This window comes from Nakamurella flava (assembly GCF_005298075.1).
GTDB classification, from domain to species: Bacteria; Actinomycetota; Actinomycetes; order Mycobacteriales; family Nakamurellaceae; genus Nakamurella; species Nakamurella flava.
The window spans coordinates 279,792-297,315 of record NZ_SZZH01000003.1 but is presented as its reverse complement, the minus strand read 5'-3'; the positions used below and the strand labels follow the sequence as shown (position 1 = coordinate 297,315).

Annotated in this window: 16 protein-coding genes, 3 tRNA genes, 1 pseudogene and 1 riboswitch; of the genes and pseudogenes, 11 read left to right on the top strand and 9 right to left on the bottom strand. The window is 71.9% G+C overall.

Going from position 1 to position 17,524, the window contains the following annotated elements; translation table 11 throughout:
- Positions 1–11: 11 nt before the first annotated feature.
- The 6 genes from FDO65_RS13125 to FDO65_RS13100 all read left to right on the top strand — a co-directional run bounded on the left by FDO65_RS13125 (position 12) and on the right by FDO65_RS13100 (position 4,709).
- A tRNA-Glu gene (locus FDO65_RS13125) sits at positions 12–84 on the top strand.
- A 50-nt stretch (positions 85–134) separates the two neighbouring features.
- Positions 135–211 (top strand) — tRNA-Asp (locus FDO65_RS13120).
- 39 nt (positions 212–250) lie between these two features.
- A tRNA-Phe gene (locus tag FDO65_RS13115) sits at positions 251–327 on the top strand.
- 98 nt (positions 328–425) lie between these two features.
- Positions 426–2,111, top strand: coding sequence for an MFS transporter (locus tag FDO65_RS13110; RefSeq protein ID WP_137450151.1), 1,686 nt, complete (start codon positions 426–428; stop codon positions 2,109–2,111).
- A gap of 56 nt (positions 2,112–2,167) precedes the next feature.
- Positions 2,168–2,283: riboswitch (SAM riboswitch) on the top strand.
- A gap of 42 nt (positions 2,284–2,325) precedes the next feature.
- The gene (locus FDO65_RS13105; RefSeq protein WP_137450150.1) at positions 2,326–3,792 is read left to right on the top strand and encodes an aminotransferase class V-fold PLP-dependent enzyme; all 1,467 of its coding nucleotides are present in this window, start codon (positions 2,326–2,328) and stop codon (positions 3,790–3,792) included.
- A 125-nt stretch (positions 3,793–3,917) separates the two neighbouring features.
- Positions 3,918–4,709 (top strand): hypothetical protein, encoded by a 792-nt coding sequence (locus FDO65_RS13100; RefSeq protein ID WP_137450149.1) that lies wholly within the window; start codon positions 3,918–3,920, stop codon positions 4,707–4,709.
- A 128-nt stretch (positions 4,710–4,837) separates the two neighbouring features.
- Here FDO65_RS13100 and FDO65_RS13095 read toward each other — a convergent pair whose 3' ends face one another.
- From FDO65_RS13095 to crcB (FDO65_RS13070), 6 genes are all read right to left on the bottom strand, one after another.
- A complete protein-coding gene (locus FDO65_RS13095) occupies positions 4,838–6,844 on the bottom strand; it encodes an MDR family MFS transporter (protein ID WP_137450148.1) in 2,007 nt (668 codons plus the stop codon).
- Positions 6,844–7,434: a MarR family winged helix-turn-helix transcriptional regulator gene (locus FDO65_RS13090; RefSeq protein ID WP_137450147.1), complete on the bottom strand. Its 591-nt coding sequence runs from the start codon at positions 7,432–7,434 to the stop codon at positions 6,844–6,846. The genes FDO65_RS13095 and FDO65_RS13090 overlap by 1 nt, the downstream gene beginning before the upstream one ends.
- 184 nt (positions 7,435–7,618) lie before the next feature.
- Positions 7,619–8,815: a zinc-dependent alcohol dehydrogenase gene (locus FDO65_RS13085; protein ID WP_137450146.1), complete on the bottom strand. Its 1,197-nt coding sequence runs from the start codon at positions 8,813–8,815 to the stop codon at positions 7,619–7,621.
- Positions 8,812–9,936 carry a YihY/virulence factor BrkB family protein gene (locus FDO65_RS13080; protein ID WP_240757596.1) on the bottom strand — a complete coding sequence of 375 codons (1,125 nt, stop codon included), beginning with the start codon at positions 9,934–9,936 and terminating at the stop codon, positions 8,812–8,814. The genes FDO65_RS13085 and FDO65_RS13080 overlap by 4 nt, the downstream gene beginning before the upstream one ends.
- A 99-nt stretch (positions 9,937–10,035) precedes the next feature.
- Entirely contained in the window at positions 10,036–10,404 is a 369-nt protein-coding gene (gene crcB, locus FDO65_RS13075; protein ID WP_137450145.1) for a fluoride efflux transporter CrcB, read from the bottom strand.
- Positions 10,401–10,835 (bottom strand): fluoride efflux transporter CrcB, encoded by a 435-nt coding sequence (gene crcB / locus FDO65_RS13070; protein WP_205850021.1) that lies wholly within the window; start codon positions 10,833–10,835, stop codon positions 10,401–10,403. Before crcB (FDO65_RS13070) ends, crcB (FDO65_RS13075) begins: the two co-directional genes overlap by 4 nt.
- Positions 10,836–11,197: 362 nt before the next feature.
- Between crcB (FDO65_RS13070) and FDO65_RS23330 the strand changes: the two are divergent.
- Positions 11,198–11,602, top strand: a pseudogene (locus FDO65_RS23330) (ArnT family glycosyltransferase); the annotation flags it as partial.
- A 239-nt stretch (positions 11,603–11,841) separates the two neighbouring features.
- Here FDO65_RS23330 and FDO65_RS22840 read toward each other — a convergent pair.
- Positions 11,842–12,045, bottom strand: a complete 204-nt coding sequence (locus tag FDO65_RS22840; protein WP_240757594.1) for a hypothetical protein — start codon at positions 12,043–12,045, stop codon at positions 11,842–11,844.
- 263 nt (positions 12,046–12,308) lie between these two features.
- Here FDO65_RS22840 and FDO65_RS22835 point away from each other — a divergent pair, with 263 nt between their 5' ends.
- Complete coding sequence (locus FDO65_RS22835) at positions 12,309–13,139, top strand: hypothetical protein (protein WP_240757593.1); 831 nt, start codon at positions 12,309–12,311, stop codon at positions 13,137–13,139.
- A gap of 62 nt (positions 13,140–13,201) precedes the next feature.
- Here the strand turns inward: FDO65_RS22835 and FDO65_RS22210 are convergent, their stop codons facing one another.
- Positions 13,202–13,363: a hypothetical protein gene (locus FDO65_RS22210; RefSeq protein WP_166442180.1), complete on the bottom strand. Its 162-nt coding sequence runs from the start codon at positions 13,361–13,363 to the stop codon at positions 13,202–13,204.
- Positions 13,364–13,525: 162 nt separating this feature from the next.
- Between FDO65_RS22210 and FDO65_RS13060 the strand changes: the two genes are divergently transcribed.
- Positions 13,526–14,437 (top strand): SDR family NAD(P)-dependent oxidoreductase, encoded by a 912-nt coding sequence (locus FDO65_RS13060; protein ID WP_137450144.1) that lies wholly within the window; start codon positions 13,526–13,528, stop codon positions 14,435–14,437.
- A gap of 9 nt (positions 14,438–14,446) precedes the next feature.
- On the opposite strand, the gene FDO65_RS13055 is transcribed toward FDO65_RS13060, so the two are convergent.
- Positions 14,447–15,484 (bottom strand): LLM class flavin-dependent oxidoreductase, encoded by a 1,038-nt coding sequence (locus tag FDO65_RS13055; protein ID WP_205850019.1) that lies wholly within the window; start codon positions 15,482–15,484, stop codon positions 14,447–14,449.
- A 291-nt stretch (positions 15,485–15,775) separates the two neighbouring features.
- On the opposite strand from FDO65_RS13055, the gene FDO65_RS13050 reads away from it, so the two are divergent.
- The gene (locus tag FDO65_RS13050) at positions 15,776–16,201 is read left to right on the top strand and encodes a hypothetical protein (protein WP_137450143.1); all 426 of its coding nucleotides are present in this window, start codon (positions 15,776–15,778) and stop codon (positions 16,199–16,201) included.
- Positions 16,201–17,511: a glutathionylspermidine synthase family protein gene (locus FDO65_RS13045; protein WP_137450142.1), complete on the top strand. Its 1,311-nt coding sequence runs from the start codon at positions 16,201–16,203 to the stop codon at positions 17,509–17,511. The genes FDO65_RS13050 and FDO65_RS13045 overlap by 1 nt, the downstream gene beginning before the upstream one ends.
- Positions 17,512–17,524 lie beyond the last annotated feature (13 nt).

Genomic DNA, 17,524 nt, shown 5'->3' with positions numbered 1-17,524 from the left:
GTCAGATCCCAGCCCCCATCGTCTAGCGGCCTAGGACGCTGCCCTTTCAAGGCGGTAGCACGGGTTCGAATCCCGTTGGGGGTACGCAGTACCGCGGTTGTGAGACTGGTAAGGTCTCGGAGCCGCACAGCCAAGGCCCCGTGGCGCAGTTGGTTAGCGCGCCGCCCTGTCACGGCGGAGGTCGCGGGTTCAAGTCCCGTCGGGGTCGCCAGAGGGGCCGGTTTCACTTCGGTGAAGCCGGCCCTTTCTCGGCCAGGTAGCTCAGTTGGTACGAGCGTCCGCCTGAAAAGCGGAAGGTCGCCGGTTCGATCCCGGCCCTGGCCACCAGCATCATCTCTCTGCCGGCGTCACCCGCTCGGGTGCCCGGCGTCCTCCCTTCCGGCTTTCCACTGTCGGGCCGGGCCCACTCCCCTTACCGTTCAGCAGTGGCAGCCTCCTCTGCGGACCCCGGGTCCGGCTCCGGTCGTTCGGCCTCCCCCACGCTGGTCCTCGTCGCCATGACCCTGGCGAACGCGATGATCCTGGTCGACCAGACCGCGGTCCCGCTGGCGCTGCCCGACATCATGGACTCGTTCGGTATCGGGTCCGCCCTCGTCCAGTGGGTGCTCAACGGCAGCCTGCTGCCACTGGCCGGCCTCCTGGTCCTCGGCGGGCGGTTGGGCGACCTGCTCGGCCTGCGGCGCATCTTCCTCATCGGCAGCGTGCTGTTCGGCGGCGCCTCCACACTGGCCGGGTTCGCGCCGACGTTCGGCATCCTGCTGCTCGCCCGGGTCGTCCAGGGCGTCGGCGGCGCGCTGATGCTGCCCGCCTCGGTCGCCATCGTCAGCGCCGCCTACCCCAAGAGCGCGCGGGGACGGGCGCTGGGCACCATGGGCGGAGTCGCCGCCGTCGCCGGGGCGCTCGGCCCGACCATCGGCGGCGTCCTGACCTCCACGCTGAGCTGGCGGGCCGTGCTGCTGGTCAACGTCCCGCTACTGATCCTGACCGTGCTGGCCACGCTGCGATCGGTCCCGGCCGATCAGCCCCGCACGGGCAAGGCGCACATCGACTTCACCGGCGCCGGGCTGCTCAGCCTCATCCTGGTCGGCCTGGTGTTCGGGCTGGCCCAGACCACGGTCTGGGGCTGGACGTCCCCCGGGGTCGTCGTTCCGCTGGTCGTCTGCGTCGTCTCCGCGGTGCTGTTCGTCCGCCGGGAACGGGCCGCGAAGAACCCGCTGATGAGTTTCACGCTGCTCCGCCGGCACCGGAACTACCTGGGCGCCACCCTGTCCCAGGGCCTGGCCGGAGTCTGCGAGATGGGCCTGGGCGTCATCCTGCCGCTCATCCTGATCCTCAACCTGGGCATGGACCCGGCGCTGGCGGGGCTCGCGCTGATCCCCACCACCCTGCCGATGATCGCGCTCGCCCCCTTGGCCGGACGCTGGTACGACAAGGCCGGCGGCCGGCCGCCCCTGATGGCCGGCTTCGCCTGCATCGCGCTGTCCGGGGTGGCCCTGGCGATCGGCGTCGGCCACGACACCTACCTCGCGCTGCTGCCCGGCCTCCTGCTCTACGGCATCGGGTTGGCCATCACCCTGACCGTGAACGACCCGGTCAGCCTCGACTCGATCCCGGACAGCGACGACGGTCAGGCCTCCGGCGTCTCCGCCACCGCCGAACAGGGCGGCGGGGCCGTCGGCATCGCGCTGCTGTACGCGCTGTTCCACACCGTCTACGTCTCCAACCTGCTCGACAACGTCGAACGGGCCGGGCAGGACCTGCCGGGTGACACCGCCGATCGGTTCCGGGACAGCATGCAGGCCGCCGAGCAGACCGGCCTGAACTACAACAGCTTCGACCCCGACCTGCAGCGCTATCTCATCCCGGCGCTGCACGCCTCCGACACCGCAGCCGCCGTCACCTTCCTGGCGATGAGCGGGATCGCCGTCCTCGGGCTCGTCGTCATGGCCGCTCTGGTCCGCCGACCGCCGGCCGAGGACGCCCCGGACGCCCGCACCACGCCGATCACCGGCGGGTCGGTACCGCCCAACACCATCGTCGGAACGGTCATCTCCGGGCCGGGAGCATCCACCGTCCACGGTCCGGCCCGGGACCCCGGCACCACCATGTGACCCGGGCCACACCCTGTCCCGGCCGCCACGGACCCGGTGCTATCGTCCCCGGCGTAGGTCATGAGTGTCAGCAGATAGCCCCGGCTTGCTGACCGGCAACCCTCCTTCCGCGGTGGGGTGCCCCGGGTGAAGACCTGGCCGGGCGCGAAGGGCGCCCCGGCAAGCGCGGGCCTTTCCCCGACGGGTGGCCCCCGAGTACCTGCGGAGCACCCCGATGACTCTCGTCGACTCCTCCTTCGACCTGGCCGGACGTCCTGACCTGCTGGCCGCCCTCACCCACCGGCCCCTCCCCCGGTTCGCCGACGCCGCCACCGCGTGCGCCGACCGCCCCACCGTCACCCACCCCCATGCCCCCGGGCTCGACATCGTCGGCCAGGACGCCCTCGTGCCGCTGGTCGGCGGGGGCGAGATCGCCTACGCCAACCTCGATCACGCCGCGTCGGCCCCGGCGCTGCGCGTCGTGCACGAAGCGGTCGAGCGCAGCATCGCCGGGTACGCCAGCGTCCACCGCGGCGCCGGCTGGCACTCCAAGCTGTCCACGGCGCTCTACGAAGGCGCCCGTGAGCCGGTCCGCGCGTTCGTCGGCGGTCGCGCCGACGACACCGTGATCTTCACGCGCAACACCACCGATTCGCTGAACCTGTTGGCGCACAGCATTCCTCGCCGCACCACCGTGGTCGTGTTCGAGTCCGAGCACCATGCGGCGCTCCTGCCCTGGGAGCGTCAGGACGGCATCGATGGGCGCACCGTCGTCCGCCTGCCCGTCCCGGCGCTGCCCGAACTCGCGGTCGGCGCGGTCGACGACGCCCTGCGGCGTCGGGCACCCGGCCCGGCCCTCGTCGTCATCACCGGCGCCTCCAACGTGACGGGCGAGCTGTGGCCGGTGGCCGAGCTGGCCCGGGTCGCCAAGGCCCGGGGCGCCCGGATCGCCCTGGACGCCGCCCAACTCGCCCCGCACCGCCGGTTCTCCATCGCCGAGCTGGGCGTCGACTACGTCGCGGTCTCCGGCCACAAGCTCTACGCGCCGTACGGGGCGGGCGTGCTCGTCGGGCGCTCGGACTGGCTCGACGCCGCCCCGCCGTACCTGATCGGCGGCGGCGCCACCGCGACGGTCTCCGAGACCGGCACCGTCTACAAGACCGGCCCGGAACGGCACGAGGCCGGCTCGCCCAACGTCGCCGGCGCCGTCGCCCTGGCCACTGCCTGCCACGCCCTCGCCACCTCCGACGCGACGGCCCGCGAGCAGGCCGAGGCGGCGCTGACCGACACCATCCGGGCCGGGCTGGCGGCCATCGACGGGGTGTCGGTGCACACCCTGTTCAGCGGCGCCGCCGACTCCATCGGTGTCGTCACCTTCACCGTCGCCGGGGTGCCCGCCTCCATCGTCGCCGCGGCGCTGTCGGCCGAACACGGCATCGGCGTCCGGGACGGCGCCTTCTGCGCACACCCGCTGGTCCGCCGGCTGCTCGGGGCGGCCGGCTGCTCCGACGGCACCGGACCGGGACAGGCCGTCCGGGTCTCCGTCGGCCTCGGTTCCACCACCGAACACGCCGAGCGACTGATCGCGGCCGTCGCCGAGATCGCCGCCCACGGACCGCGCGTCGAGTACGTCGTCGTCGACGGACGGCCGGTGCCGGCCGACGACGACCGGCCGCTGCCGGCACTCGCGCCCTGGCTTTGAGGCTGCCGCCCGTCGGGCGCGGCGTTCCCGTTCGACCATCGGGCGGGGCCCGCCGCGACCGGCGGGCGATCTCGATCCGGTGATCGGCCGCGTCGGTGCACCGGGCCGGTGATCTACTCCGGCTCATGAATCGGTCGACGGCGTCCTCCACCACAGGGGCGGCGTCTTGGATTGCGCTGACAGCGCTCGTTCTCGCCGTGCTGCCGGCCTGTGGCGCGGGCAGGGCCACCAGCTCGACCGGGACCCCGAGTGCCGAGCCGGCCGCGTCGTCGGTCGCCGAGCCCACCCCGTCGACGTCGAGTACCACCGCATCGCCGGCCACGGCGGGAACGGCGGCCCTGCTGGCCTCCGCCCAGACCCAGCTCAGCGGGATGCGGCAGAGCGACTACCAGCACGAGACGGCGGTGGACGCCGCCGCCGGCCGGTATGACTACGACTGCTCCGGTTTCATCGACTACACGCTCACGCAGGTCTCGCCGGCGGCGCTGGCCGAGATCCCGACCACGGCCTCCGCGGGCCGAGCCCTGGCCCAGGACTTCGAGGGCTTCTTCTCGCGCCTCGGCGCCGGTGACGCGCACTGGACCCGGGTGCCGACGGTCCCGGAGATCCGCCCCGGCGACATCGTGGCCTGGCTCGTCAGCCCGGACACGCAGTCCCGCGACACCGGGCACGTCATGATCGCCGCGACCGTCCCGGAACCCGACCCCACGATCAGCGGTGCCTACCGGCTGCAGATCATCGACTCGACGACCTCACCGCACGCCGACGACAGCCGGACCAACGGCGCCACCGGGCTCGGGACCGGCTCGATCGGGCTCGCCGTCGACGCACAGGGCCAACCGACCGGCTTCTACTGGCAGGGGGGCCGCAAGCCCGACGAGGCCACCTCGATCGCCGTCGGGCGGTTGACCGGCTGAGCCGCGCGCCGGGCGATGGAGCACCGGGCCCGGTGTGGACGGGAAGAACGCTGCCGGACGCCGATCGCGCTGGGACGACGAACGGCCCCGACCCTCGCGCGGAGGATCGGGGCCGTTCGGGTGGTGCGTCAGGCGCCGTGGCGACCGGCGGAGCCGGCGGTGGCGACGTCGTCTTCATCGTCCGGCGCCGCGTGGCGGCCGCGCCGCACGGGGACCGGGGCCTCGGTGGCGGCCGAGCCGGCGTGCCGACCATGGTGGCCATTCGCGGAGCCGTTGACCGGGGTCCCGTTCAGGACCGTGCCGTTCGAGACGCCGGCCGGGACGGCACCGTCGGTGTGACCGTTCGAGCCGGCCAGGCTCTTGGTCGGGGCAGCCTGATCGGCCTCCATCGGCTCGGCGACCGTGAGGGTCTCCGCGGCGATCGAGGCGTCCTCGGTCATCCGTTCCTGGATGGCCGACATGGTGCGCAGCGGCATCTCCTTCATCAGCAGCACGACGACGAAGGCCAGCGCGGCCAGGATCGCGGCGCACAGGTAGACGATCTGTGCGGAGGTGACGAACGCCTCCTGGAACGGCCGGGCGATGGCCGGGTCCAGCGTCGACAGGAACGAGGAGTTGTTGGTCAGGCTGGAACCGATCGACTCCATCCCGCTCAGGTCACCCTGGCCGGCCGCGGCCAGCGCGGTGGCCACCCCGTGGCTGCCGCTATTCGGATCGGCGACGGCCGCCCCGATGGCCTGCTGGAACGAGGGGTTGCTGCCGGCCGTGGCGACCGAGCTGACGATGTTCGTCGGCCAGGCGTTGAACAGCAGCGAGATGAACACGGCCACCCCCAGCGTGCCGCCGAGCTGACGGAAGAACGTGGCCGACGAGGTCGAGACGCCCATGTCCTTGGCCGGGGCCGCGTTTTGGACGGCGATCATCAGGGTCTGCATGTTCAGCCCCAGGCCGAGGCCCAGCAGGAAGAAGTTGCCGAACAGCAGCCAGATGTTGGTGTCGATCGTGACGGTCAGCAGCAGCAGGAACGCGGCGGTCAGCAGTGCGGTGCCGATGACCGGGAAGATCTTGTAGCGGCCGGTCTTGCTGGTCAGCTGACCGGACACGATCGAGCCGCCCATGATGCCGATCATCATCGGGATCATCAGCAGACCGGACTCGGTCGGCGAGGCGCCCTTGACCAGCTGCAGGTACAGCGGGATGACGGAGATCGCACCGAACATGCCGATGCCGATGAGGACGTTCGCGCCCAGACCCATGGAGAAGACGCGGCTGCGGAACAGGCGCATCGGGATGAGGGCCTCGTCCTTCATGCGGATCTCGACGAGGACGAACGCGACCAGACCGACGACGCCCAGCGCGATCAGGCTGATGACGCCGAGGGATCCCCAACCCCACTCGCGGCCCTGCTCGGCGACGAGCAGCAGCGGTACCAGGCCGATGATCAGCGCGGCGGCGCCCCACCAGTCGATGCGGTGGTCGTGGCGGATGTGCGGCAGGTGCAGGACCTTGGCCACGACGATCAGGGCGATGATGCCGATCGGAACGTTGATCAGGAAGACCCAGCGCCAGCCGGTGACGCCCAGGATCGACTCGGCGCCGGCGAAGAAACCGCCGACCAGCGGGCCGATGACCGACGAGGTGCCGAAGACGGCCAGGAAGTAGCCCTGGTACTTGGCCCGCTCTCGCGGCGGCACGATGTCGGCCAGGATCGCGAAGGCCATCGACATGAGGCCACCGGCACCGAGACCCTGCAGGGCCCGGAACGCGGCGAGCTCGTACATCGAGGTCGAGAACGTACAGGCGACCGATCCGACCACGAAGATGCTGATGGCGATGAGGAACATCGGCCGGCGGCCGTAGATGTCCGACAACTTGCCGTACAGCGGCGTGGTGATCGTCGAGGTGATCAGGTAGGCGGTGGTGACCCAGGCCTGGGCCGACAGACCCTGCAGGTCATCGGCGATGGTCCGGATCGAGGTGGACACGATCGTCATGTCCAGCGCGGCCAGGAACATGCCGGCCATCAGGCCGAAGATGATCGTCCGGATCTGGGCGTGGGTGAAGCCGGCCGGGGAGGCGGCGGCCGCCGCTCCCTGGGCGGGGGCGGTGGCTGTGGTCACGGGCGGCGCTTCCATCAGGCACCTGCTTTCTGTGCGGAGGTGGATGCCGGGACGGCGTCGGCCGGGCGGGGGGACGGGGAGTCGGTGGCGTGCGGCCCGGAATCCGGGTCGAGCATCCGGCGGATGATCTCGTCGCGGTGGGTCTCCACCCCGACGGTGTAGCGGCGGAGCAGGCCGAGGAACGTGGCGCGGTCCTCGGTGGTCCAGTCCTCGAGGACCGGGGCGGCGGCATGACCGCGGCGCGCGGCGTTCTCCTGCGCCCGGGTACGGCCCACGTCGGTGAGGACGAGGATCGAGGCGCGGCCGTCGTCGGGATCGGCCCGGCGTTCCACCAGCCCGGACCTGACGAGGGTGGCGACCTGCCGGGAGACCGTGGACGGGTCGGCGCACAGGTGCTCGGCCAGGTCACTGGCCCGGCTGGGGCCGAAGTGGGCCAGCTTGCCGAGCAGCACGGACGGGAAGTGGTCCGACTCGGGGCCGGTGGCCACCCGGGCCTTGATGCCGCCGAAGATGCGGACCAGGGCGAGGACCTCGGTGGCGACCGCCGCCGAGACCTGACCCGGGGAGGTGGGATCGACGTCCACCCCGTCGGCGATGAGACTCATCGCCCTCCTTTACTCACTCATTACTTGCTTGCGTCACGCAATTGGTTGCTGGTGGCAAGCATGTACCTGACAGAACGTTTCGTCAAGCGAAATATCTGCCGGGGAGGTTGAGAGACGAGTCACCCCGTCCACCGACCCGGAACGGGCCGACGAACGGGGTGATCGAAGTGACGGAAGCCGAGGATCAGGGTTCGAGGACCACCTTGATGCAGCCGTCCTCCTTGGCCTGGAACGTCTTGTACAGCTCCGGCGCCTGGTCCAGCGGCACCCGGTGGGTGACCAGGTCCAGCGTGCCCAGCGGGTCGGACGGGTCGTTCACCAACGGCGACAGGTCGTCGATCCAGCGGCGGACGTTGCACTGCCCCATCCGCATCGTCACCTGCTTGTCGAACATGTCCATCATCGGCAGCGGGTCGGCGGACCCCCCGTAGACGCCGGACAGCGAGACCGTGCCACCGCGCCGGACGCCGTCGAGCGCCCCGTACAGCGCGGTCAGCGAATCGACGCCGATGGTCTCCATGGCCTTCCGGGCCACCGCGTCCGGCAGGAACCCGGTCACCGAGGCGGCGATCTTGGCCGAGCGGTTGCCGTGGGCCTCCATGCCGACCGCATCGACGACGCCGTCGGCCCCCCGCCCGTCGGTCACCTGCCGGAGCAGATCACCGATGGCCGCGCCGCTGGTGATGTCCTTCGGGCCGGCGTCCAGCACCTCGACGCCGTGGCGGGCGGCCATCGCCCGCCGCTCGGGCACCGGGTCGATACCGATGGTCCGGTACCCCAGGTGCCGGCCGATGCGGGCGGCGAACTGGCCGACCGGGCCGAGACCCAGGACGGCGAGAGTCCCACCCTCCGGCACGTCGGCGTACTGCACGCCCTGCCAGGCGGTGGGCAGGATGTCCGACAGGAACAGGAAGCGATCGTCCGGACCCTCGGCACTGACCTTGACCGGTCCGTACTGGGCCTGCGGGACCCTTAGGTACTCGGCCTGCCCACCGGGCACCGAGCCGTACAGCTTGGAGTACCCGAACAGGGCGGCGCCCTTGGCGTACTCGTGCACCTGCGTCGTCTCGCACTGCGACTGCAGACCCCGGGTACACATCCAGCAGCGGCCGCAGGAGATGTTGAACGGGATCACCACCCGGTCGCCGGGTTGCAGGTTGTCGACGGCGCTGCCGACCTGCTCGACGACGCCCATCGGCTCGTGCCCCACGATGTCGCCGGCCGTCATGTACGGCCCGAGCAGCTCGTACAGGTGCAGGTCGGAACCGCAGATCGCGGTCGAGGTGATCTTCACGATCGCATCGGTGGGCTCGACGATCTGCGGGTCCGGGACCTCCTTGACCTGCATGTCCCGCTTGCCCTGCCAGGTCACTGCCTTCATCGTGCGTTCCCTTCGTCGGTGTTCGGGCCTGGTGTGCCGGTGGTCGCCGGGACCTCGGACGGGTCGTCGGACCGGCCGGCGGTGTGGCGCAGGGCGCGGGCCCGGGCGGCGTCCTGCTCGTCCTTGGCGTCGTTCTTCTCGATCACCCGGGTGTCCCGGGCGGGCAGCTGGATCTCGTCCTCGGCGGCGATCCCGGCCTGCAGCTGGCGGCCCCGCTCCATCTCGGCGTCCAGTTCCGCGCCGAACAGCAGGGCGAGATTGGTCAGCCACAACCAGAGCAGGAAGATGATGACGCCGGCCAGCGAGCCGTACGTCTTGTTGTAATCGGCGAAGTTGGCGACGTAGAGACCGAACAGCGCGGAGGCGACGACCCAGGTCACGATGGCTACCGCGGCGCCGACAGAGAGCCAGCGGAACTTCGGCTGCCGCACGTTCGGTGTCGCGTAGTACAGGATCGCCACGGCCAGGGCGGCGAGCACCAGCAGCACCGGCCACTTGGCGATGCTCCAGACGGTGACCGCGGTGGATCCGAGACCGATGAGGTCACCGACGCTCTGCGCCACCGGCCCGGACACCACCAGACCGACCGCGACCAGCGCGGCCAGGATGACCGCGGCCAGCGTGATGACCAGCATCAGCGGGCGCAGCTTCCAGAACGGCCGGCCCTCGTCGATCTCGTAGATCCGGTTCATGGCCCGGCCGAAGGCGCCGACGTATCCGGACGCCGACCACAGCGCCCCGCCGAGGCCGATGACCAGGGCGAAGCCGGTAGCGGCCGAGGAGGTCAGTTGCTCCAGCGGGCCGCGGACGGTGTCGACGATCGACCCGGCCCCGACGTCGGACAGCGCGCTCAACAGCTCGTCGGTGTTGCCCTGCCGGCCGAACAGTCCGAGCAGTGACACCAGCGCGAGCAGCGCTGGGAAGAGGGCGAGGACGGCGTAGTAGGTGAGAGCGGCGGCCAGGTCGGTGCACTGGTCGTCGCTGAACTCCCGCAGCGTCTTGCGCAGGATGAAGGTCCAGGACCGTCTGGTCAGCTGGGTGGGAGCGTCGGGCTTGGCCGGGTGCTCCGGATCGGGGGACGACGAAGCGGGAATGGTGGTGCTCCTCGGGACTACCGTCACCGCACGGTCCCGCTGTTGGGTGACCAGGCGACGTCGTGGTGGTGCCCGCAGGCGTCGGGGCTCAACCGAGCGTTCTGCCCCGCTTCGAGCCGGATCGGGTCAGGCGAACAGGCCGCCCACGGCCAGCCCCCCGGCGACGGCGGCCAGGCCGAGCACCGTGCTGACGACGAGGTTGGCGACCGCCGCGCGCCAGGCGCGCTCCTCCGCCAACCGCTGGGTGTCGAGCACCCAGGTCGAGAACGTGGTGTAGGCGCCGACGGTGGCCGTCCCGGCCAGCAGGGCCACGTCCGGCGCCAACGCCAACCCGGTCACCACCCCGAGTGCGAACGCCCCGCTGACATTGATGACGAGGATCCCCCAGGGGAAGGTGCGGCCGAACCGGTGGCTGACCTGCGCATCCACCCAGTAGCGCAGGAACGACCCGAACCCGCCGAGGACGACGACGCCCGCCCACAGCAGCGCCGTCATCGGGCGCCCCGCCGGGCCAGGGTGGTACCGAGCTGGGCAGCGGCCACGCCGGTGGCGATGCTCACCAGGGTGTACCCGACGGCGAGCAGCACGGCGTGGGCCTGCAGCATCCGCACGATCTCCAGCTGCATGGTCGAGAAGGTGGACAGCCCGCCGCACAGTCCGGTCCCGATCAGCGGCCGCCGGTACTTCGACCGGGGCCGGTGCACCGCCAGCCAGGTGACCGTCCAGCCGAGCACGGCGGCGGCCACCAGGTTCACGACGAACGTCGCCCAGGGCCAGGTGGTCGGGTCGTGCGTCCACGCCTGACCGAGCGCGGCCCGGGCGAGCGTGCCCAGGGCGCCGCCGACGACGATCGCCGCCACGGCCCGGGGGTCGTGACGGACCCCGGCGGACGGACCGGGCAGTTCCTCCCGATGCGGCATGGCCATGGTCGCTGCTGACTCCCTGTCGTCCCGTCGGGCCTCGTGATCGCACCCCGAGGGTCCGGGCCGACGAAGCCGGCCGCCTGACAGTGTCCCCGGCCCGACCCGGCGGTTCGCACCGCCCCGGCCGGGAAATCCCGCTGAGGGGCCGGACGACAGACGTCTCCGTTCCCGCGCACATCGATCCCGCACGTCGATGACCGACGGTGACCGTCGTGTCGAACAGCGCCGCACTCCCCCGTTGGCGGAACGAGACCCGGGGGGCCCGTCTCGCGCTGGTCGCGATCCTGGCTACCGCCGCCGTCCTGACCACCTGGAACCTGGCCCGCGGCGGCGACTTCGCCTTCTACGAGGCGTCGGCCCGGTCGATGTCGCAGTCGTGGAAGGCCCTGCTCTTCGGCGCCTTCGACCCGGGCGCCACCGTCACCCTGGACAAGCTCAGCGGCTTCGCGATCCCGCAGGCCGCCAGCATCCATCTGTTCGGTCTCTCCACCTCGGCAGTCGCCCTCCCCCAGGTGATCGAGGGGCTGATCACCGTCTGGGCCTGTGCGCTGATCGGTCTGCGGTGGGGCGGCCGGGCGGTCGGTCTGTTCGCTGCCGCAGCCGCGGCGACGACGCCGATCTTCGTGTCGATGTTCGCGCACCCGATGGAGGACGGCCTGCTCACGATGGCGTTGGCCGTGGCATTCCTGTGGTGGCAGCGCGCCGTCCTGACCGCTCGATGGTGGCCGCTGCTGCTGGCCGGTCTCTTTGTCGGGGTCGGGTTCCAGGCCAAGATGCTGCAGGCCTGGTTCGTCCTACCGGCCCTCGTCGTGGCCACGCTGGTCGCCGGCTCCGGCGCGGCAAGCCACGGAGGAGCGCGGGGGCGGACCCTGGTCCGGGCCGGCGCGTTGGCCGGTTCGGCGGTCGCGACCTCGCTCGCCTGGATCACCGTGGTCCAGCTGGTCCCGGCCGCCGACCGCCCGTACGTCGACGGCTCGACCGACAACAACGTGTTCGCCATGGTGTTCGGCTACAACGGTCTCGACCGCTTCCTGCCCGGCGCCTGGCCCGGTGCAGTGTCGACGGCCCACGGCGGCGGGTCCACGGACGTGCACCACACTGCGGCCACCACCTCGGCGATGGCGAACACCGGGCACGACATCGTCGCCGCCGCCACCTCCGCTCCCGGCGGTGGGTTCGGCGGGGCGGCGGCGTCGTCGGCGACCAAGCTCATCGACCCGACCTACCTGACCCAGGTGGGCTGGCTGTACCCGGTCGCGATCGTCGGCATCACCCTCGGCGCGTGGCGGTGGTGGCCGACCGCGACCCGCCGGCGGAATGCAACCCGGGAGGATCGCGCGGGGCGCGCGACTTTCGTGGCCGTGGTGGTGTGGCTGGTCACCGCCGTGGTGGTGCTGTCGGCGGCGCACCTCCCGCACACCGCCTACGTCGCCGCCCTCGGCGTCCCTGCTGGCGGCGGTCGGGGCCGTCGGAGCCGTGCGGCTGGCCCGTTCCTCACGGCTGTCGCGGCGGATGGTGCTGCCGGGACTGCTGCTGGTCCAGGCGGCGTGGGCCGGATGGCTCGCGGTGGCCGGCGGGTTGCCCACAGTGCTGCTGATCCCGTTCGCCCTGGTCGTGGTGATCGGGACCGTGGTCGTCCTGATCGGCGCCGTCCGGGACCGGGCCGTCCGGACGTCGGCCGATCGATCGGCGCGCGGTCGGCGGTTCGTCGCGGTGGTCGCCGCCGCGACCCTGTTGGCCGGTCCGGCCTGCTTCAGTGCGCAGATCGTCGATCCCACCCGGGACGGCAGCGGCGGGGACGCCTCGGTCGGCACCCGTCAGGACGCGTCCGTGACCGCGCCCTTCACGGTGGCACCGCCGGCGCTGTGGGGTGGTCACGGGTCGCTGTCGACCGAGCAGGCCGCGCTGGTCGCTCGCGCCCGCGCGGCCGGTGGGGGGCAGAACGGTGGGCCTCTGTTCCTGACGGACTCCTGGGCCATCTCGGCCGCTGTCATCGACGCGACGGGGGACAGCGTGCTGACCGACGGCGGCTACTCGGGTCAGGTGCCGGTGTTCACCGAGGCGGATCTGGCCTCGATGATCGCCTCCGGCCGGAACCGGTTGTTCGTCGTCCAGGATCGCGCCCCGGCCGACGACCCGGTCCGTCGCACGGTGGAGCAGCGGGCGTGCACGTCACTGGGGACCTGGGGGGAGTCGGACGGGCAGTCCGGGTCGGGCGGCGGCGGGACCCGCGTCGCAGCGGCCGACCTCGGATCGAGCCGCGGCAAGCCCACGACCAGCGGGTTCGGCCTGTGGCAGTGCTCGTAACCCGGGGACGCCCGGGTGGTCGGTGACCGGGGACGACGGGACATCGTCCCCGGCCCGGGTGGTCAGAACTCGGACTTCGGCGGGAAGCGGTTGGTGTCGTTCTCCGCGTCGAAATCGCTGACGGTCCCGGCCGCAGCGCCGCCGCTGCCCAGCTGGTCGACGCGGCGCGCCAGTTCGTCGACCTTCGCCTCCAAGCGGGCCAGACGGTCGTCGTGATCGCTCATGGTGCACGTCCCTTCGCCGACGGGACGCCCACGGACGCCCCTGTCCCCGATCGCCGGGCCGATACCCGGCGCCGTTGTACTACCCCGGCCGGGGCCGGCAACACAGACCGGTATGCCTTTCACCGACGATTGCCACCCCCGCCACCAGGGCACTCGCCGGACATGACCGATTCCGCACCGCACGACCGGGCCCGACCGGTCGCCGTGATCGTCGGCGCCTCCAGCGGGATCGGCCGGGCCACCGCCGCGCGGCTGGCCCGCGACGGCTGGGATCTCGTCCTCGCGGCCCGTTCGCCCCAGCCGCTGACGGAGGCCGCCGACGAGTGCCGGTCCGCCGGAGCCACCGTGCTGACCGTGCCGACGGACGTCAGCGACGCCGACGCCGTCACCGAGCTGTTCACGGCCGCGACCAGGAGGTTCGGCCGGCTCGACGCGGTGGTGCACACCGCCGCGGCGGTCGGCTACGGACGCTTCACCGACGTGCCGGCCGAGGTGTTCGAGCGGGCCATCACCACCAACCTGCTGGGCACGGCCCGGGTCGCCCGCGCCGCCCTCACCCACTTCGAGGACCACGGCCGGGGCCGGTTGGTGGTGATCGGATCACTGCTGGGCAAGATCGTCGTCCCGACGATGGGGACGTACGTGGTCGGCAAATGGGGCGTGCACGCGCTCGTGCGCACCCTGCAGATCGAGTACCGCGACCGGGCGGGCATCGAGATCAGCCTGCTCTCCCCCGGCAGCGTCAACACCCCGGCCTACACCCAGGCAGCGAACTACGTCGGGTGGGAGGGGCGTCCGCCGCCGCCGATCGCCCAGCCGGAGAAGGCGGCGGCCGCGATCGCCGGGCTCCTGCGCCGTCCCCGACGGGACCGACCGGTCAACCTCACCAACCACCTCGCCGTCCTCGGGTTCCGGGTGCTGCCCGGCCTGTTCGATCGACTGGTCGGTCCGCTCGCCCGCTACGGCACGACATCCCGCCGCACGGTGCCGCCGTCGGCCGGCAGCGTGCTGGCCCCGAACCCGGACGGTCACGCGACCCGTTCCCGCTGGACGCCGACCGCCTGGTTCCGCTGACCGTCGCGGTCACCCGCCCGGCCGCCACCCCAGGGCCGGGCCGAGGCGGGTGGCGATGTCGGTGATGATCTGGTCGTAGTCGGCCGGGGCGAAGGTGAACGGCAACGCGAAGGCGACCTCATCGACCAGGCGGAAGCCCGGGTGGGCGTGCAACCGCGCGGCGATGTCCTCGGCCGGGCCGACCAGGTCGGGGGCGAACAGGAGCCCGCCCGGGCCCTGCGGCTCGCGGGTCCGCGGCAGGCGGGCGTCGGCGTAGGCCTGGTAACGCTCCCGCTGGTCGGCGGTCGCACCGTCGGTCGGGATCACCACCAGACCCTGGGAGATGCGGCCCGTCCCAGACAATCCCGCCGCGGCGCGGGCGTCCCGGTAGGCCTGCACGTGACCGGCCTGGATGGCCCCGAAGTCCGGTGCGGCGTCGTCGGGTTCGGCCCGCACGACACTGCTCATCAGCAGGTTCAGGCCGTGCTCGCCGGCCCAGGCCGCCGATCGGGCGCTCGCCGCGCCGTACCAGAGCCGCGCCGGCAGGCCCGGCGAGTGGGGCTCGACCCGGGCGGAGAACACCTCGATCCCGCGGGTCCCCTCGAACTGGCTGACCCGCTCGCCGCGCAGGCAGCGCAGCAGCCGTTCCACCCGCCCGTAGCCGAAGTCCTCGACGTCGGCGGTGTCCGGGTACAGGGCATCACGGACCGCGTCCCACTGCATCGGCGGGCCGACACTGAAACCACCGTGGAACCGGCCGCCGGACAGTACGTCCAGCGTCGCCCAGTCCTCGGCCAGCCGCAGCGGGTTCTCCCAGCCCAGCGGAGTGACCGCGGTACCCAGCGCGATGCGCGACGTGCGCTGGCTCGCGGCGGCCAGCACGGCCACCGGGGAGCTGATGCCGTGCTGCACGTGTCGGTGCCGGACCCAGGCACTGTCGAAACCCAGCTCCTCGCCGCGTTCGATCATCCGCAGGGTGGCCTCGTGACCGGGACGCGGGTCGGCCGGGTCGAACAGTCCCATGGTGAGAAAGCCCAGCGAGCGGAGTGGAGCACCGGGGACGGGCACGGGGACCTCCGGTTCGAGGTGACGGGACGGGTCAGCACCGTCATCGTGCCCCACCGGTCCTCCCTGACGGCCGGGCATACGGAGCGACGACATCTGGCCCCCCAGAAACCGGACGGGTCGCCCGCCGGGCACTCGTTGGGGCCTGGTCGACCGTCGAGCACGACCGCCCGGCTCCGGGCTCTCTACACTCGGGAAGTCGATGTGGACGAGGTCCGCCGGCCGCCCCGCAACACCCGCCGCCCGGGATCCGGAGCCGGCGCCGACGGCCCGGACCCCGAGGAAAGGCGATTCGTGACCGCTCACTCCCGATTCTCGGGTGCGCGACGACCCCTGTCCCTCCGACTGGTCAGCATGGCCGCGGCCGGCGTGCTCGTCGCCCCGTCGCTGGTGGCCTGCGGCTCCGACCACGACGGCGAGCAGACCGAACAGACCGTGTACTGCGTCGATGCGAACGACAATGTCGTCGACAACTCCCTGTGCGACGAGACGAGCACCAGCACCGGTTCCGGGTCGCACTTTCTGATGTTCGCGGCGGCCGGCTATCTGCTGGGCTCGCGACTGCCGTCCGGTGGCACCCGCATCTCCCCCACCGACAAGGCGGCCCGGACTTCGGCCGGCCTGTCCTCCACCGGCCGGGCCGCCGGGACGACCGTGAAGTCCGGCGGCATCGGCAAGGGCTCCACCGGATCGAGCGGCAGCAGCGGGTCGGGCAGCTGATGGAACGGCACGAGGACGGGGCACTGCGCCCGGCCTGGGAGGCGCAGGTCGTCGCCCAGGGGCTGGTGTTCAACACCGACCACGTCCCCCGCCCCGACGGCGGGGTCGACCTGCGGTCGTACTGGCGGGAAGCGCAGTACTACTCTTTCACCACCGCCGAGATCGACGACCTGGCCGCCGCCGGCAACACGATCCTGGACCGGATGCTCGTCCCGGCGGCCGACGAGATCATCGCCCGGCGCCGCTACGCCGAACTGGCCATCCCCAGCTGGGCGGTCCCGGCCATCGAGAAGTCGTGGGACACCGAGTCCCCCAGCGTCATCGGTCGGTTCGACCTGCGCTACGGCAACCATCCCGACCTGGTCGCCGCCGACCCGACCCTGGCCGTGCCGACGCTGCTGGAGTACAACGCCGACACCCCCACCAGCCTGCTCGAATCGACCGCCATCCAGTGGAACTGGTTGCTGTCCAACGACGCGGTCGGCGGCCGGGACCAGTGGAACAACGTCTACGAGGCGCTCGTGCTGGCCTGGAAGCGGAACCTGTCCCGGTTCTCGGCGCAGACCGGGCGGCCCGTCCGCACCGTGCACCTGGCCTGGTCGTCGGCCGACACCAGCGGTGAGGACCAGATGACCGTCCTCGCGATGGCCGACGCGGTCACCGAGGCCGGCTACCAGGTCGAGCTGCTGCACACCGAGGACATCAAGCTCGCCGAGGAACCGATGACCATCGACTTCGGCGGCACCGTCGTACACCCCGGCACGTTCCTCGACACGTCCAGCCGGCCCATCGACGTCATCTTCAAGCTGTACCCGTGGGAGATGCTGGCGCAGGAGCCGTTCGGCCGGACCGCGCTGTGGAACGCCGTGCAACCCACCGGCACCGTCTGGGTCGAACCGGCCTACAAGATGCTGTGGAGCAACAAGGGCATCCTCGCGATCCTGTGGGAGATGTTCGGCGACGACCCGGAGCTGTCCCGCTACCTGCTGCCGACGTACTTCGCCGGCCGGGAACCGGCCGACTTCACGACGTACGCGGAGAAGCCGCTGCTCGGTCGGGAGGGCGCCAACGTCCGCTTCGTCCGGGACGGGCAGACCGTGCACACCGAACCCGGCCCCTACGGCCAGGAGGGCACCGTCCGGCAGTTGCTGGCGCCGCTGCCCGACTTCGCCGGCGTCGACGGTTCGCACCACCCGGTGCTCGGGGTGTGGATGGTGGACGGTGAGGCCGCCGGGCTGGGCATCCGGGAGAGCGACGGCCTGATCACCGACAACCTGTCGTCGTTCGTGCCGCACTGCCTCATAGACTGAGACCGACGGCGGT